Here is a 17,270-nt window from a genome sequence, read left to right on the forward strand (position 1 = left end):
GCCATCATCCATCTCGCTGCCATCGCCGCCCCGGGGGATGCGCGAAAGATGCCACAGCGGGCCTGGGATGTGAATTTCCAGGGTACGATGAATCTTGCCTATGCCGTGATGGAATATGCGCCGGAGGCCCGGTTTGTCTTCGTCGGCAGCTCTGAAGCGCTTTTGATCTATCGTCAAGCGTGTGCGCAGAGAACACTTTGTCGAGCCATAACAGGTTACATCCGGTATGCTCACCCTATTCCCATCGTCGCTGCGGAGCGTGCTATGCACGCATTACTTCAATACCTAGTTGAATGATGTCGAAAGCGAGGACCGCAACGACGCGCGAGAAGCTATTATAGCAGCAGCGAAACTCAATGGGGCCGCTTCCAAGGGCGGTCTTGCAAGCCGATGGCATCAACTTCCTAGATCTGTTGCTATCGGGTAGGGCCCATTATCGAGTAGTAATTCCAATCAGACAGAGTTTACTACGATCACTTGTGTTGCAGCTTATCCACTTGGCGATGAAAATTCGTGTCGTGCGCAACTTGGTGCTCCGCTCGCTTGACTTGCAATGAAATGTCATTGTACGAATTTCATGGTTGTGCTGTGGAGGCGCAGTTTATTCTGCAAGAGGTGGCGTTGGCCCCTTGGAATGAAGGCTTGCCGGCTGACGGGCGTTTAAGTTGGTGGGCAATATGTGGGGCGCAGTTGGAAAACAGTTCTATCTTTGGGGCGGGGCACGTCGCTGACGCACGTGCCCGCGATGGTGGTGTTTTACATTCTGATAACAACGACGAGCGCCTCGGTGATGTGGCGTCTAACGTCGAACGGACTATCACAACTAGATTTGCGCAAGACGACGATTGGGATGCGCTTGACGCCTTTGGGCGTGCGCATCATGCGAAAACCACGCTTACTGGTATTCCGTTTTCCCACCGGGAGTGCAAACTTGTGGACGCCGCAGTTAGAAATTCTCTGCCGCATCGGTGCCTTCTCATTGCCAAATGTGACGGACACGCGGCAGGTGAATATCTGCTCGGTGAACCTGAAGTTTTGACTGCGGCTCATGTGATAGAGGTCAATACAGTTTGCAGCGGCCGTTTCCGATTTGCAAAATCTTCATTAAATTGTTGCGTGGTCAAAGACGCGCAATTTTCGCGAGATCCTGATCCACCTCAGCACCGGCTAAGCTCTCAAACAAACCTATCGGCTCATCCGTGCACGATGAGGGAAGCGCGTTGGTTGGAAAGCTATATGGTGAGCATTCAACGACAGTGCCGACACGAACTGCGTACGCTGCCATTAGGGATGGAGAGATCGCCCGAAGCTCGATGGGCAGGCCTCCAGAGCGCGTTTGCCAATGCAGCACTTGCCTATCAATTCACAACACATGATTAAGTTGTATTTAATGAAGATAAGATGCAGCCTTCTGAACGTGACTGCCGTCCTGTGCTGGCTGCTTTTCTGCACCACGTCAGTGCTCGCAGAAACCGAATTCGATCGCCAATGCCACCGACTATTGCCACTTGCCGATGATTTTGCCAAGAAATGCCTGAAAGATGCTGTGCCGTTTTCTCGGATGTTTTACCCGAGCGGAGGACCAAGCGGCGAGCCGGAAGCATTTCGCGTCCTGTTCAGCGATGCCTATTCGGATTCACATTTCATATTGGGCTGCCATATCGGTGCCCGCGGAAATCTCACCTACGTCGGCCTGTACTACAAGACGTCGACAGATCCGCTGCCAGCGTTCCAATCGGATCAGATCGGTTTCGTGGACTTCGACGCCAATGCCGGCATCAGGGTCAATGGCCGCAAGCAAATCCTAATCGCCGTTCGCCAGTTCGTCACTGACTTCATTCCGCAACGATATGAAGCTCGCGTGCGCAATTGCGAAGACGGTGATTTGGAGGGAGTTCAGCCAAGCGCGGACAGCACCACCTTGGTCCGCAACCCGGACAACGACAAGGAATGGGTTTATCGATTCCGACCAGATGCAAAGGCGGAAGTCAAGCCATATGACGTTTTCTTCGGTCCCGGCGATGGTCCCAGGATCTGGCAGGTCACGGGTGATGTCGTGATCGACGCTAATGGAGCGCTGCTTATTCCGAGCGATTGGCGCCAGACGGCCTGTACAAAATGGCAGGACGTGTTTGGCGAAGAGGGAATCGTCCAGGAAACCTGCAATTTGAAGCCCAATTAAACCGCCAACTGGCTAACAAAATCCTCACGTGAAGGATAATACTATGTCGCAATCAAATTATTCTTTTATGTCGGTTACTTTGCCGGATTACAACATTGGCTTTTTAGACGGGACGGAAGTTCCTGGGCTTGGTCACGCCGCGTTCGTGGCGGTCGATAAAGATGGAAATGCCACCTATTACGAGTTTGGTCGCTACGATCCTAACAAGAATTCTCATACAATCACGACGGACCCGCTTGGCACAGCCGAGGGCAATTAGGCGATACGTCACGATATTCGAACGGCTCGCGGGTCCGAGTCCTATCAAGAGCGCTATTCGTGGTTTTTATTGGAAAGCTCGTCGGTTCAGCGAAATGACGGGACGGAGGTCAGATTTCCCTTAAGGCCAATGGGCATACCGCAAAATGGCGAGAGTGCTCGCAAACATGGGCTTTCTCGAGCCTAGCAGTTGTGATACAAAACCTTGGATAATAGATCCCAATATCCGAGTTTTTATATCAATGCCCGGCTCCGTCACTCAACGTCAAATCGCGCTAGCCGTGCTCGCTGAACGCGGCATAGCACGTCTGGCCGAACTGCGGAGGGCAGGCGTGACGGCGGCCACCATGAGCCGAATGGAACGGGATCGAGAGGTGATACGGCTTGCTCGAGGTCTCTATCAACTTCCCGATGCGGAGCTTGATGTCAACCACAGTCTGGCAGAGGCTGCTAAGCGCTCTCCAAAAGCTGTCATCTGCCTTGTTTCGGCCCTGGCCTTCCATGGGCTGACGGACCAGCTTCCAAGACAAGTATGGCTTGCCATAGGCAGCAAGGATTGGGCTCCAAAACCGGATGGGATGCCCATTCGCGTCGTGCGCTTCACGCAACCACTGCTCAGCGAAGGTGTCGAGATTCACACCATCGAGGGGGTTCCTGTAAAGATTTTCGGAGTTGCCAAGACAATTGCCGATTGCTTCCGCTATCGCAACAAGATCGGCCTATCCGTGGCAATCGAGGGGCTTCAGGAGGCTCTAAGAAAACGAAGCGCTACTCCTGGTGAGATAGCCAACCAGGCGGTGCGCGGTGGTGTTGGCACCGTGATCCGCCCATACATCGAGGCGCTGACTGTCAATGGCTAAACAAGTCAGAAACGTCGCAGCCTCGGTGCGAGCTCGCCTGTTGCAACTCGCTAAGACAAGCGGACAAAGCTTCGATTTGGTTCTGACACGCTTCGCGCTTGAACGGCTGTTGTTTAGGCTCAGCCAGTCGCCCCACGCTGATCGCTTCATTCTGAAGGGGGCAATGCTGATGATGAGTTGGTTTGACGATCCGCACCGCGGCACCCGTGATCTCGATCTCTTGGGCTTTGGAGACCCGGAACCTGATCCGATGCTGAAAACCTTTCGGGATATTCTGGCGCAACAAGCTGATGACGGCGTCTCGTTCGATGCCGAAACTCTTCGTGTGGATCGTATCCGTGAGGGAGTGGAATATGGTGGTCTTAGACTGCGGTTGGCCGCTTCGATCAGCGGCGCCCGCATCAACCTTACGGTTGACATCGGTTTCGGCGATGCACTTGTGCCCGGTGCGGAGGTGTTGAACTATCCGTCGATGCTGGATTTCCCCGCGCCTAGGCTCCGCGCCTATGCGCGAGAAACGGTTATTGCTGAGAAGTTCCAGGCGATGGTGATGCTTGGACTTGCGAACAGCCGCATGAAGGATTTCTACGACATTTGGATCCTAAGCAGGTCCTTCAATTTCAGTGATGATCGGCTAGCGCGCGCAATTGCCGCCACCTTCGAACGACGTGAGACACCGATCCCCACCGACCTACCTGATGGCCTCACAAACGCCTTTGCCAAGGACGAGCAAAAGCAGCGGCAATGGCGCGCTTTCGTTGAAGGCGTTGCACACGATCCTGGCGATCTGACGAAAATCATCCCGGAGATAGCCGCATTCCTGATGCCGCACGCTCTCGCCGCTGCGGCACTCGGCAAATGACAGGTTTGGTTAAACAATAGCAATGGCCTGGGCAGTCGAGCGAGAGGGTCGTCGGTTCTGATCCCTTCAAGCCGCTCGATTTGCGATTTCCACCGATGGCTTGTCAAGCGAACTGAAGAATTGACCCCTTCGTTAGATGATGCTCGAGTTTCAGCATGCATTCGCAAATCAAAGGTCGAGGGGTTCGACAGTCGTGTTATTTTCGAACCGGAGCTATTCGCCGACCGCGTTTACGATACGGCAAAGGTTTTTACCGACGCCGGGAGCTACTTGCCCTGGCTGCACGATAAACACCGCATCGACCCGGCTACCCTTGCCATTCTTGCGGACGACGACGCGCAAGGTCTGCGGCCGGCCGGATCCGCTCGTTTCCTGTTGCGCAGTCAGGGTGCCGAGCTTTTTTTCCACGTTCACATCGACAAAGCCTTCCGCCAGAACGGCCTGGGAAACCTTGTCGAAGGCAACGTTGGAATTGATAGAAGGGAAAACCATCCAGGTCTTGTAGGTGATGCCGGTTACCAGCGGAACGCCGCTGCTCTCGTAATGTCCTGCACAGGCATCGGCCAGCACAGGAGTTGCTGGGAGGATGGCAAGCGCAAAGGCGCAGGTAATTCTTCGGAGCATGGTTTACAGCCTCGTTGATTGTATCGAAAGACAGCCGGGTCGTTGCGTGAACAAAAATGCCATCTAACCGCGAATATGTATATCAAACGCAGCGCGTACAGATAGCGAAATCCGCATATCTGATTGTCATTTGCCGATATGAAAATGGCGTTCGCTGAATGAAACGACCTCCAAAGGGAGATCCGCACAGGTGCAATATCAGTTCGCGCGCTCGGTCACCGGCAACGCCCATGCTGGCGCTCACCGATTCGTTTTTTGCAAGCGTTTCAAGCTCAAAACCTGATCCGGCAGCTGCCACGAAGAGTGCGCTCGGAGGGCAAAAATGGCGATCGGTGGCGAATTGGACACATTGGTAAACAACCAGACTGTCATAATTCATTATTTATTAGGCTCGCATATTGCCTCCCGCCTTATGGTTGATATTTCTGCCGTGCCTATAACATCCGAAGGAGGTTCGGGAATGCGGAAATTGGCGGCGATTTTACCATTGGTTGTCCTCAGCGCCTGTGCAAGGCCGTCCGATGGACCAAGCGCCGGCAACATACGCAATGCGACGATGCCGCATACGAACGAGAGGATTCCGGTCGTTCCGCTGGCCAACGCCCCCATGGACGGACAGGTCGTTTCCCCGTCTTATGCGCCTTCTGATCAAGGGCTTGCACGGCTTCGCTCGGGCGGCTTCTCAGACGCTCGCCTTCGTCCCGGTGACGTTATCGACGTGACCGTGCTTGATACCGGCGAGGACGGATTGCTGTCCACCACCCAGAGCAAGTCACTCAATCTCGGTCGCTTCACAGTCGATTCGCGTGGTTTCGTTACCATGCCCTATGTTGGCAAGCAGCGGGTGAGCGACTCGACACCCGAGGGCCTGCAATCGCAGATCGTGACCGCACTCAAGGGCTCATCCGTCAATCCGCAGGCCGTGGTGACGGTGGTCGACAAGCCCTCCAGCGCCGTCACCGTCGACGGCAAGGTTCGCACTGCCGGACGCTTCCCGCTGACGGCGCGCAAGGAACGCGTGCTCGACGTTCTCGCCCTTGCGGGTGGAGCTTCTTCTGCGCCGAGCGACACGAATGTCACGCTTACACGCGGATCACAGCGCGCGACCGCGCCGCTGGATCGGGTTCTGCAGGACGACAAGCAGAATGTCCGTCTGCTGCCCGGCGATCGGATCTTCGTCGACGGCACATCGCAGAGCTTCACGGCGCTGGGCGCCTTCAAGAGTGTCGGCGAGTTTCCGCTGGAACCGGGCAAGACGACGCTGGCCCAGGCGCTAGCCCGCGCCGGCGGATTGCTCGATGACCGCGCCGACTCGCGGAACTTCTACCTCTTCCGCAATCAGAAGATCTACACGCAGGCCGCGGCCCCGCTGGCAAAGGGCGCCAGCGTGCCGACGGTCGTTTCGATCAAGCCTGTCATTTACGGCGTCAATCTGAAGGACGTTTCGAATTTCGTCCTGATGCAACAGTTCAAGATGCAGGACGGCGATACGCTCTACGCCAGCAATGCCGGGCTAGTCGACGCCGCCAAGCTGCTGACCGTCTACCAGAAGAGCGTGCCGACGGCCGCTGCCCCGCAACCGGGAAGCTCGTCTGCTAACTGACGGGTTCCGGGCTAGTTTTCAGTTATGAGTTGAAGAGCCGCCATGGCACTTGGCGGCCTCTTGGGCGGAGAGTGATCCATCAGATTTCTGGCGGTGCTCTTCAGCTCGACCACGGCGTCTTCCGTGTCGCTGCAATGTTCAAGAAGCATATTCATGACACAGCCGGCCGAATAAAGATCGGCACGAGGGTCGGCGGCTTCGCCTCGATAGAGTTCCGGCGCGGTGAAACCCGGCGTTGCCACCTTGGCGATATCGAGATCGCCATAGCGCGCGCCGTGTTCCAGGGCGGTGCCGAAATCGGCAATCTTCAATCGCTCGAAATCATCGTCACATAAGAGCAGATTGGCGGGAGAGATATCGCCGTGGACATAGCCGGCCGCATGTATCGCATCCAGCCCGAGAAGCAGCGACTTCATTGATTGCCTGACGTCAGCCGAAGACATGGACCCCGCCGCCAATCGTTGCGACAGTGCCGGCCCCGCCCATTCCATGATGATCGCGGGTCGTCCATCGGCCAATCGTATGGCAAGTTGAACCGCGACGAGATTGGGATGGTGGAGCGTCATGCCGATACGCGCCTCCCGCAACAGCATGGCTCTGGTTACAGCCTCGTTGACTCGATCGGCGCTGATGGTCTTCAGCGCGTGCGATGTCCCGAGATCACGGTGGCGCAGACGGCTGATCTCCGTGCGCTCATGAGAATGGATGATTGCCTCAACCAGAAATGTGCCTGCAACGAAGTTCGCTTCGCAGTTGGGTATGGATGGCATGCGCCGGTCGAGCGCATCGCGCAGGCGATCGACTAGAAGATTGCGAATGTCTGCCGGTCGCTCGACTTCGTCGTCATGGGTCAGGAGACGCAGCAACCCGGCAAAGCTCGCCGCGATTTCTCTCATATGCTTGGAATCTGGTTCCCGCGTCATGTCGCGCCGACGACGATGGCGCTAACATTCTCGCGGCAGTAGGCGATGAGCGCCTCCTGAATCAGGGCATCGGCAGCGTGGTCCACAGGAGCGTCGATCAATATCTCGGCGATGACCCGATCCGTGAGCGCGCGTGAAAGCGGGCCGCTGGCAAGCAGCAGCCGATCACCGCGTTGAAGATCGTCGATGACGATGTCCGAGGCGAACTGTTCCTTCAAGCCCAGACCTCGACCGAGCATGCGCCGCATCCCGATGTCGAGGTGATCGCGGGTGAGGAGCCGCATCATGCCGTCACGCAGCAAATAGCAGCGCGTGTCTCCTGCCCATATGGCTGCAAATCTGCCGTCGAACAATGCCGCGACGACAATGCTGGCAACGGGTGCCTCCCGCTCTCCGTTCGTCCCCTTCGCGCGCAGGATGGCGTGCGCGTGGCTGAGCTTGCTTCTCACATCCTGGACCAACGTCTGCAACGCCTCGCGCTCGGGAATGCCGGCGAGTATCTGGGTCGCGGTGCGTGCCGCCTCGATGGCACCGATGCCGTCGCCGACACCGTCGGCAATCGCGAAAATGCGCGGCTTGTCGCAAACGAGGAGGGCGTCGGCATTAAGCGACAGCCGCGTTCCCGGATGGCTGGCGTGGCTGCTTTCCATCGTCCATTCGGATTGGGGTGTCGCTACGGATTCTACCGCCTCGATCGCAACAGCCACGACCGGGCGTGCCGCCAGTTCCGAAGGCTGCGACGTCTTGAGATTTTCCGCTGTGACGAGTTTGACAAAATCCTCAACCGTCGGCGCCGCCATAGTGCGAAATCCCTTGCCGTGACGCGTCCCGGGATTGATGCGCCACCAGAGCGAAGCAGGCAGGGGCGCATCACTCGCTGTGGCGGATTGATGCGTGGTTGAGCGGTTATCGGCAAGCGGCAGGCGCAGCCGCTTTATCCCTTCGACAAAGCGCTGCATCTGGAAGTCCGACTTTGCGGAGGTTTCCGCCAGCGCTTCGGCGGCGGTGAACCAGCTGTCGTCTTCGCAGAGATCGCGGAGTTGTCCGGAAAATCTCTGCAATTGCGCTGCGATAACAAGCGGAAAGCTCCGCCCCACACGGTCGCGGCTCGGCAGAAGCACGCCGGCAACAACCCCGGGTGCCCAAATGCCGCTACCGACGACGAAGCGCCAGGCCACTGTCGCATGAAACAGCCGTCGCCATTCTGTTGCCAACGCAGCCTCGAGCGCGATCAGACCACCCCGGATCCATTGGTCGAGCTCGCCTTGCAAGCGCAAGCCAAGCGCGGAAGAGACGAAATCGCCATGCGTCGGCAATTTGCCGAAGAAGCCGATCGCGTCGGCTTGGGTCGACGATTGGGTGCGGGCGAGATGTTCGTTCATCGACCGGACCGTCAAAATTGCGCCGGGCAGCTGAAATCGGACAATGCCTGCAGCCGGAACGGGTTGAGGACGGAACCGAACTGCACATCGAATTCAGCTGTTCGGCCGCTGTCTTCGAAGCGGGCCCGGAAAAGATCCGGCCCTTCGATCGTGACTTTCGCGGCGTCGAAGAGGCGGAAGGGCGACCAGTCGCCGCCTTGCGTCATGGCCTCCTGCCAGCCTCCGGGCAGAAATGCGATCCGGGATTGGTTGTCCGCGCCCGCAGCCGGCCAGCCGATGGATTTCGATTGTATCGGCCCATGGAAATAAACGACGCGCTCGCCCTCGATCTCCATCATGACGGCATTAGCCGAATCCGACAGCGATACCGGCTTCACGTTGATGGAGATCGCAGGTTTTTCGCTGCCGGCAGGGAAGAAGGCGCGTTCGATCTTGCTGGCATTTTCGAATTGCGCGATCGCCTGGCTCGGGATGCTGTCGCCGCCGAAGGTGCCTCGCCAGCCCCAAGGCTGTGCGCTGGTATCCACGAAGGCGTCCAGCCGGTTCTTGAAGAAGGTCTGGAAGAGGCCCTGCGGTCCGAAGAGGCGAACGAAATCCGCCATGGCGATATCCTGTACGGATGTCCGGTCGAAAGGATAGCGGCCGGTGACGATGCGGGCGCAGAGATCCGCACCTTCGGTGGCCCAAAGATCGTTGATCCGTGCGCGCGCCGTCTTGACCGCAAGCGATCCGATATCGGCGGCGACCGCGACCATCCACGCGTCCGCCGGCGCCGGCAGGCCGCGCGCCTGCTGAAGCAGGTCCTGATTGGCGTTGGCAAGCTGGCCGCCGGCGTCGAAGACGCGCGAGACCTCCGCAGTCGATGTGGCGGCACGCGACAGCTGGCTATAGATATTCTGCAAAATGGGTTGAAGATTCTGGATCTGGGAGCGAGGCTTGTCGCTGCTCCCTGCCGTTCTTTCGTCCGATAAGGCGGCCTGCCTATTGTTGCTGTTCACTTCGAGGGCCGCACGTAGCGGGCCATAGGGATCAGGCGTATTGGCGACGCTGGTTGCGACCGAGGCGAGGGCGGCATCCGGAACATCGTCGAGCGAAGCGACCTCGGTTCCTGCCGTTGGGCGCAGATCCGTTGCTGTCGCGATAGATTTCAGCACCATCTCGACAGGGCTGGGATTGGCCGCCAGGATCCTCGCCGTTTCGGTTGCGTCGGCGAGACTGTTTGCCGGCCGCACCTGCAGATCGGCAAGAAGCGTCGACCATCGCTGCTGGAACGTATCGAAATAAAGCTGAAATGCCGCCTGCGCGATGGTATCCGCGGTCATTCCGGTGGGGTTGCTGTTGTCGCCGCGAACCCATTGTTCTTTAAGCGCTTCGGACGCCGCTGTTTCGACTGTTGGCAGCACGACTGTGCGATAGCCCTTGCCGGTGAAAATTCCCGGCATGCCATCGCGCAGCGCCGCTTTTGACTTTCGCTGGAAGACTTGTGCGCCGAGCGGTCCCAAAGCGTCCCCGGGGATCCATGGATCGAGCTGACGTGCCTGACGGGAATGGGTGAGAATGTCATAGGCGCGCGAGGCAAGGCTCTGTGGCCGGATGGTGTCGCGTGCCTTGGCAATCAGCGTGTTGTCGAGTTCGATCGCCGGCAGGCTGCCGGCGGCCAAGGCCTCGACATGCGTGACCAGAGCCTTCCGGGTGGCGGCGCGTCCTTCGCCTGGATAGAGCGCGGCAAACATGTCTTCCGCCTGTTGCGAGACGAAATCCTTGTCGACAGGGCCCAGCCCACCGAGCATCCCGTAGAGTTTCAAGCTGTCGAAGGTCTTCTGGACGTCGGGAGACTGCTTGAGCTCCGTTTGAAGCTCCACCAGCATGCGCGGCAGCAAGAGGGAATTCAGCGCCCGCTGATAGGCGCCGCGTTGGCGGCTGGCGATCTTGCTTTCCTGGTCGAGACCGAAACTCGTAGGCCAGATCCTTGCCTCGTCAAAGCCGCCAGTCACGGCGCGCAGATTGTCCAGAGCCGGCAGGACCCGCAGGAAATCCGCGTCGTTAACATCGCGCACCGGAATGCCGTTCGCCAGCTTCTCGTAATTGTCGATGCGCCGCTCGGCGGCGGCAATGGCGCGCGAGTTCTGGAAATAGGTTGCGGTCCAGCCGGTGAAGACGATTGCGAGCGCCAGCGCTGCCGCGCCATAGGCGATGCGCCGGATCATCGTTTGACGGCCAGACAAGCGCCTGTCACGCGCGACCAACGACGCCTCGCTGAAGATGACATCCTTGAAGAGGCGCGACAGGAAATAGCTGCGGCGCATGCGGGGCGCTTCCGCCACCGCCGTCTCCCGGCCTTGCGTGCCGGATGCGAAATAGACGCCGCGCATCAGCGGCGCTTCGATAAGGCTTGACGAGGAGCAAAGCTCGCTCAGCACTTCCTCCAACCGCTCGCCCAGAGCGGCGAGCTCAGCAGGGAAACGGAATATCCGGCCGCGAACTTCGATGTTCGGCTCCTGCTGCAGTCGTTCGATCAGCATCGCGTCGACCCGCTGCTGCAGCAGCGCGAATTCCTCCATGAAGCGTTCGGGCAGCTTTTCGCCCTTGTAGCTCTCGTCGAGACCGAAGGTCGTGCCCCAGACCTGTTCGCGGTCGGTCTTGGCAAGCCCATCGAAAAATTCGACGAAGCCGGTCAACAGATCGGCCTTGGTCAGAATGACATAGACAGGCACCCGCGCCTGCAGATATTCGTCAAGTTCGGACAGCCGCTTGCGGATGGAACGCACTTCGTCGAGCTGCGCCTCATGATCGCGGCCGAGCAAGTCGCCGATCGAGAGCGTGACGAGGGCGCCGTTGATCGGCTGCGACCGGCGGTATTTTCTCAAGAGACCGAGAAAGCCCTCCCACCCTGCCTTCGATGCGCCGTTCAGATCATCCTGGGTCGTATATCGGCCGGCCGTATCGATGAGGATCGCCTCGTCGGCGAACCACCAATTGCAGTTGCGGGTACCGCCGACGCCCTGCACGGAATTGCTTCCAAGGGCATCACCGAGCCGAAACTTCAGTCCCGAATTGCTGAGCGCCGTAGTCTTTCCGGAGCCAGGGGCGCCGAAGATGACGTACCAGGGAAGCTCGTAGATGTAGCCGAAGCGCTTCTTGCTGATGCGACGCAGCAGCAGCAGTGCTTCCTTGAGGCGGCTATGGATCTCTCCGACTTCGGCCTGCTGGCTCGCTGCATCGTCGCTGATACCATCCACGAGTGCCTTGTCGCGCTTGCGGGCGCGCAGCCTCGAGAGCAGCAGATAGGCGAGCCAAACCGCAATGACCGCGCCGATTGCGATCAGGCGGGCACTGACGGTGGCGAACGGTTTGAAGGTGCCGTAGCCGATCGTATAGCCGTAGAACCAGATGAGGACGCAGATGGCTGCGACCCAGATGAGCGATATGAAACGCTGGCCAAGAAGGCCGGCATAGACCGAGACGTAGGAGCGAAGCGTGTAAAATATGCCGAGTGGGTTCATCGGGCAGCCCCCGTCGTTGCTGCCGGCGTGGGGGACGCGTTGCCGCTCACGGGCCCGGTCGTCGACTGCGGATTGAGGGCGGCGTCACCAAGCCGTTGCGTCGGATCGGTCAGCACCAGGATTTCCGTGCGTCGATTTATTTCGCGGCCCTCCGGCGTGTCGTTGCCGGCCAGCGGATCGCTGTCGGCCCGTCCCTCCGTCAGGATCGCATCCTTACCGGTATAGGCAGCGAGGATATCGCCGACGGCGCGGGCACGGGCTTCGGAGAGATGCCAGTTCGACGGAAATTGGGTCGTGCGGATCGGAACATTGTCGGTATAGCCGACGACGACGGCGCGGAACTTCTCCGAGGCAAGCGCACCGCCGATGCGCTGGAGAAGGTCGCGGAACCGATTGCTGACTTCGGCGCTGCCGGTATCGAACAGGCCGGAATTGTTGATGCGGACCAGCAGCCGCCCGTTGGAGTTGGAAAGGGTGACGAGCTTGCGGTCGACTTCCGGCTGGAGGAAAGCCAGAAGATTGTCGAGCGGGCTCGGAGCCTGCTTGACCGCCGGCGCGGCCGTTTCGGGTTGCTTCTTTGGCGGCGGTGGAACTTCGGCGACCGTCTCCTTGGGTTTCGGCGTGTCGATCAGAACGCTCGGCGTATCGTGCGGCGGCAAGTTTGCCAGACGCTCGAAGGTCGCATCCGAAGCCCTATTGAGCGAGAGCGTGAAGAACATGTAGCCGAGCGCAAACAGCAGGGCGAGAACGGAAAGAACCGTCCATAGCGCGACTACGGTGCGCAACGGCTTGTGTCGGGCGGAAACGCCGCGCCAGTGCGGCGACAGTTCGCGCTCGAAGACGCCATATTGTCCGAGCAAAGTCTTATAGAGGCTATCGCGGATGCGTCCGAGTTCCAGCGAACCGCGCGGCGAAACGCGCGTGCGGCCTTCGAAGGCGAGCGACAGGCAGAGATATATAAGGAGCAACAAGTCCTTGTTGGTGCCCGGGCTTTGCTGGAAGTGGTCGAGGAGATCGAACACCCGGTCGCCGCCGGTGACGTCCATGTGGAAGGTGGAGACGAGACCCGAGCGCGCCCAGCCGGCGCGCACGCCCCAGCGCTTGCTCAGCACAACGTCGTCGATGGTTGCGCAGACTACATAATGGGCTGCCCGCGCCCGCTCCGGACTGATACGGGCGCTGGCGAGATCGCGCTCATAGCGCCCGACGGCCTCGATCGTCACACGCCGCAACTCGGCGATATCAGGCTGTTCGTCGGTGTTGCGGAGATTATGGGCAAGGTTCAGCAGGGGAGCGGCCGAGCGCACAATGGTCGGAACGTCCTCGCCGCCAAAACGGAAGTTGCGGATCAAGGTATCGACGGACCAGCCGCCGGGCGCCACTGCCGCCTGCTGATCGAGTTCGTCATCCAGGATATCGGCCATCTTGCGGGCGGCGTCGTTCTTCTTGGCGCCGCTTTCCGTCAGCTCGATGATGGTTGGCAACTCGTGCCATGGTGTCGATCGTGGTGTGTTCATTCTCTGAGAGCCCACAGTTCCATCTCCAGGCCAGGGAAGTCGCCGGCAAGATGCAGGGCGATCGCGCCGGAGGTATCAAGCTGTTTCCAAAGCGGATTCTTCGTATCGAGTTCGAAATAGATCGTTCCGGACCGGTAGGGCAGCTGCCGCGGCAGAACCGGCAGCGGACGGACGGGGATGCCGGGCAGTGCTACATTGACGAGTTCGGCGATCCGCTCGACAGGGCCGATCTTGATCTGCGCCGGCAGCTTGCGCCGCACGTCCTCCGCCGACATCTCGGCGCGCACGGCAAGCACGAAGCCCGCATCCTTGAGCAGCGAGCGGTCGTTGATGGTGCCGACGCGCACGTCATGCCGCCGCTCGATGAGCTCGATTGCGACCGCAGCCTGTTCCAGCACGGAGGAAAGAGAAGCGCGCAGGTCATTGAAAACAGCTGCAAATGTCGCCTTCAAATCATCGTGCCGGTAAGGCGGGAACTCGCTCGCCCGCTTGCTGTCGGTCGTGAATGTGGCGAGCTCGCCGGCAAGCTCGATGCACTGCTCGTAGAAGGCCATCGGATGCATCCTCGATGCATTCGCCGCAATGTGGCGCAACATCGGATCGGCGCGATTGAGGATGTGCAGCAGGAAATAATCGCCCACCTCGGCGGTACCACGCACCGTTGGATCGCCGATGCGCTCGGCGATCGCTTCGGCGCGGTGACGCACGATGCCGAGCAATTCGGTGATCAACTCGTTCAACCGCGCTTCGGCCGCGCAGTTGAGGCAGGGGGCGATATAATCGGGATCAAGAATGACCGCCCTGTCCGAGCGCACCTCGATTACGCGGGCAAGGCCGATCAGTTCGTAGCCGGCAAGCTCGTCACCGGTCTTCAGGTAGCGCAGGCTCAGGCGGCCGACATCGATCGGCGCCATGAAGTCGGTTTCGATATTCGAATCCGGCGCCTCGTATAGCGAGGCAGTGACGCGCACGCTGTTGCGCATCGTGCCGCCGTTCAATGCGACGTCCGCCTTGCCGGGCTGGCGCGCCGGCAGGGCGAGATAAACGATGGCATTCTTCGTGGAATCGTCCAGATCGAGCGGAGGCGGCAAGTCCGCGTCGATGGGCGCTTCGAACGGCGTTCCATCGGGCAGGATTCCGCGCAGGTTCGACAGCGCGAACTGGCCGATGGCAAGCGCGCTGCGGTCGACGCCGATTTCCGCAACGCCCCAGGGATAGGGCGACAATCCGCGCGCGGTGGTACGGACCAGCCGCTCCGTCCAGCGATCGGCCTGCTGGAAATGCTGTACGCGAAGGAACATGCCCTCGCTCCACGCCACTCGATTTTCGTTCTTCATCGGGTGTTACCCGTCCTCTCTGCAATGGTGCTGATTTCCTGTTCGTCGCGGCTATCCGCTGAGGCGCGTACTGCCTCCGCAAACAGATCGCGGACGGAAATGCTCCGGCCGTCCCGTTCGAACTGGGCGCGATAGGTCTTCCAATAGTCCCGGCTGCCATGCCACAGCACCTTGCGGGTGGTGGCATCGACATGGGCTTCGATCATACGGGGCTCGAACATGCGGCTCGCCTCACGAACGAGATTTTCTAGGCCGGCATTGAGGGCGGACTGCCTCGCGATGAGCGCTCGAAGCCGATCTGTCAGCTGCTCGGCTCGCTCGCGACTGAAGAGCGAAGTGGGCGAATGAACACGATCATCTTCGATGCCAAGGATCGACGCCTCATCGGTGAGCGTCTGCTCCAACATATCGACAAGAGCCTCAAACTGCTGGAGCTGATCGTCCGACAGCAGCAGGGCTTCGTCTTGCACCCCATAACTTGGGTCTTCCGCTCCCCGGGTATCGTTTGCCGGAACGATCGCTTTCGTCGTATCCGCGGCATCGCGACCGGAGCTGCGCGCGACCGCCACGGAGACATGCATCGCCGCGCTATGCTCCAACTGGCTGCCTAGATCGAAGTCCGCGTTCCAATCGTCAGGCAAGATCGGCTTGATGCCGTCGATATCGGGCGGACCGCTCCAGCCGACATCGACGTTGCGGCTCGACTGCTTGTCCTTTCGCGTCGATTGTGGAATTGCGGCGATCCAGTCTTCTCCGCCGCGCTGGCCGAGTATGCCGTTCGCTGTGCCGCCGCCGGGCGCGATGTCGGCGAGGATCGAGGAAATGGTCATCGTCTCGTCGCTCAGCCGCAGATCGGCGGCGGGATCGTCGATATCGCGATCGGCTTCGCCGCTGATGACGACATTGAAGGCGATGTCGCCGAAAGCGATCTTCGACTTGTCCGTCAGCCTTGCAGTTTCACCTTCCAGGATCGTGACGCCGTCGACCTGGGTGCCGTTAGCGCTCTGGTCGCGCAGCAGGAAACCGCCACGATCGCGCTCGATCACGCAATGGATCTTCGAAACCAACCGCCGCGGGTCCGATACCTGCCAGTCACTGTCCGGTGACCGGCCGAGCGTGCGTTTGCCGCGCTCGAAGAACCAGCCCTTGCTCGCACCCTCACCAGCGATCTGACGCAACTCAAGTCGCATGGGCGCCTCCTTCGGTGGGTTGCGCGTGCTTCGAGCGTGGCTCGATGATGATAGCGTCCCCGCTGTCACGATCCGCGCTGCCGACGCGTGCCCAACTGTTCCAGCCGAGTCTGGGCGGGTCACCGTCTTCGCCCAGCCGGCAGAAAGGGATGTGCTCCTTTTTGAGGACGACCTGAATATCGAAATCAAGCGCTGGGCCGACATAAAGGCGTGTCAATGCAAAGAGCGCGTCGATGTTACGGCTATCAGGGGAAAGGGAGCAGTAGTCCTTGTAGTCGACGGGTCCGATGACGACGCGAAAACTACCGCCGAAGTCATGGATCGCCGCTCCCGCCGTCGCGTTTACCCCCAGCTGCACACCGTGGGGCTTGCCCATGCGGCTGCGCTCCTCGATGGGGATGGAAAGCCAACGCCCTTTGAACAGCTCGATTGCCACGGGCAGCCCACTGAACTCATGCAGCATGGCCTGCAGATTGACCGCATTACGGGTCCGGGCCGCAAAGAAACCTGAAAATCTGAGGATGAGCTCGTCGTCGGGTCGAACCTGCTCCTTCAGTCGAGCCGTGCCGAAGCCCGCAAGCGAAAAAAGCGTCGTAACGAAGGAGTTTCCGTTTCTGTCCGGGTTCCATCGCAGCCTGCGGGCAAGGCGATACTTCTCGCTGGCATCGACGAAAAGCTCCGTCAGACGGCTGGTGAAAAGATCGAAGAAGCTTGCAAGCCCGCGGGCGCGATTGCGCTCCTCGCGCATCACAAGTTCATTGTAGCTTGGCGGCATTGCCCCGAGCGGGCCGAGCAAGCCGCCCATGCTGGCACTCAGCGACGCACCATTGCTTTTCCGCTTAAAGTCGTTGACGGCGAGCGGGGCCGGCGAAACGCCGACTGGCGAGGACACCGACAGATGATCGCCAGCCGAATGTTGGGCAACGCGGAATGCCGTCGTCGGCTCGAAACGACCGGGGTCGCGTTCGAGCAGCGATGCGAGCATGTCGCTGTCACTCGGCCGGAATTGCTCCATCGTCTTCAACCCAT

The 17,270-nt window shown here is 59.7% G+C and carries 15 protein-coding genes; 7 read left to right on the forward strand and 8 right to left on the reverse strand.

From position 1 onward, the window contains the following. From FHT29_RS34805 to FHT29_RS31440, 6 genes are all read left to right on the forward strand, one after another. Positions 1–297: NAD-dependent epimerase/dehydratase family protein (locus FHT29_RS34805; protein ID WP_246703191.1), on the forward strand; the 297-nt coding region annotated here is incomplete at its 5' end. A 267-nt stretch (positions 298–564) separates the two neighbouring features. Continuing rightward, positions 565–1,380 (forward strand): hypothetical protein, encoded by an 816-nt coding sequence (locus FHT29_RS31420; protein ID WP_168600917.1) that lies wholly within the window; start codon positions 565–567, stop codon positions 1,378–1,380. A gap of 37 nt (positions 1,381–1,417) precedes the next feature. Continuing rightward, positions 1,418–2,182, forward strand: a complete 765-nt coding sequence (locus tag FHT29_RS31425) for a hypothetical protein (protein WP_168600918.1) — start codon at positions 1,418–1,420, stop codon at positions 2,180–2,182. A 43-nt stretch (positions 2,183–2,225) separates the two neighbouring features. Next, entirely contained in the window at positions 2,226–2,441 is a 216-nt protein-coding gene (locus FHT29_RS31430; protein ID WP_113134393.1) for a hypothetical protein, read from the forward strand. A gap of 241 nt (positions 2,442–2,682) precedes the next feature. After that, positions 2,683–3,300 (forward strand): type IV toxin-antitoxin system AbiEi family antitoxin domain-containing protein, encoded by a 618-nt coding sequence (locus FHT29_RS31435; protein WP_113134394.1) that lies wholly within the window; start codon positions 2,683–2,685, stop codon positions 3,298–3,300. After that, a complete protein-coding gene (locus FHT29_RS31440; protein ID WP_113134395.1) occupies positions 3,293–4,162 on the forward strand; it encodes a nucleotidyl transferase AbiEii/AbiGii toxin family protein in 870 nt (289 codons plus the stop codon). The genes FHT29_RS31435 and FHT29_RS31440 overlap by 8 nt, the downstream gene beginning before the upstream one ends. A gap of 213 nt (positions 4,163–4,375) precedes the next feature. Here FHT29_RS31440 and FHT29_RS31445 read toward each other — a convergent pair whose 3' ends face one another. Continuing rightward, entirely contained in the window at positions 4,376–4,786 is a 411-nt protein-coding gene (locus FHT29_RS31445) for a hypothetical protein (RefSeq protein ID WP_052212659.1), read from the reverse strand. Between the two features lie 460 nt (positions 4,787–5,246). Between FHT29_RS31445 and FHT29_RS31450 the strand changes: the two genes are divergently transcribed. Beyond that, a complete protein-coding gene (locus FHT29_RS31450; RefSeq protein WP_113134396.1) occupies positions 5,247–6,389 on the forward strand; it encodes a polysaccharide biosynthesis/export family protein in 1,143 nt (380 codons plus the stop codon). An 11-nt stretch (positions 6,390–6,400) separates the two neighbouring features. Here the strand turns inward: FHT29_RS31450 and FHT29_RS31455 are convergent, their stop codons facing one another. From FHT29_RS31455 to tssG, 7 genes are read right to left on the reverse strand one after another with little or no spacing between them, the layout of a single operon-like run. Then, the gene (locus FHT29_RS31455) at positions 6,401–7,285 is read right to left on the reverse strand and encodes a serine/threonine-protein kinase (RefSeq protein WP_168600919.1); all 885 of its coding nucleotides are present in this window, start codon (positions 7,283–7,285) and stop codon (positions 6,401–6,403) included. Positions 7,286–7,308: 23 nt separating this feature from the next. Further along, positions 7,309–8,694, reverse strand: a complete 1,386-nt coding sequence (gene tagF, locus FHT29_RS31460; RefSeq protein WP_168600920.1) for a type VI secretion system-associated protein TagF — start codon at positions 8,692–8,694, stop codon at positions 7,309–7,311. Positions 8,695–8,705: 11 nt separating this feature from the next. Further along, a complete protein-coding gene (gene tssM, locus FHT29_RS31465) occupies positions 8,706–12,197 on the reverse strand; it encodes a type VI secretion system membrane subunit TssM (RefSeq protein WP_168600921.1) in 3,492 nt (1,163 codons plus the stop codon). After that, on the reverse strand, positions 12,194–13,714 hold the full coding sequence (gene tssL / locus FHT29_RS31470) for a type VI secretion system protein TssL, long form (RefSeq protein WP_168600922.1): 1,521 nt from the start codon (positions 13,712–13,714) through the stop codon (positions 12,194–12,196). The genes tssM and tssL overlap by 4 nt, the downstream gene beginning before the upstream one ends. After that, on the reverse strand, positions 13,711–15,051 hold the full coding sequence (gene tssK, locus FHT29_RS31475; RefSeq protein WP_168600923.1) for a type VI secretion system baseplate subunit TssK: 1,341 nt from the start codon (positions 15,049–15,051) through the stop codon (positions 13,711–13,713). Before tssK ends, tssL begins: the two co-directional genes overlap by 4 nt. Further along, positions 15,048–16,241 (reverse strand): FHA domain-containing protein, encoded by a 1,194-nt coding sequence (locus FHT29_RS31480; protein ID WP_168600924.1) that lies wholly within the window; start codon positions 16,239–16,241, stop codon positions 15,048–15,050. Before FHT29_RS31480 ends, tssK begins: the two co-directional genes overlap by 4 nt. Continuing rightward, on the reverse strand, positions 16,231–17,256 hold the full coding sequence (gene tssG / locus FHT29_RS31485; protein ID WP_168600925.1) for a type VI secretion system baseplate subunit TssG: 1,026 nt from the start codon (positions 17,254–17,256) through the stop codon (positions 16,231–16,233). The genes FHT29_RS31480 and tssG overlap by 11 nt, the downstream gene beginning before the upstream one ends. Positions 17,257–17,270: the final 14 nt, after the last annotated feature.

Source organism: Rhizobium sp. SG741, assembly GCF_012275435.1.
Classification (GTDB): domain Bacteria; phylum Pseudomonadota; class Alphaproteobacteria; order Rhizobiales; family Rhizobiaceae; genus Rhizobium; species Rhizobium lusitanum.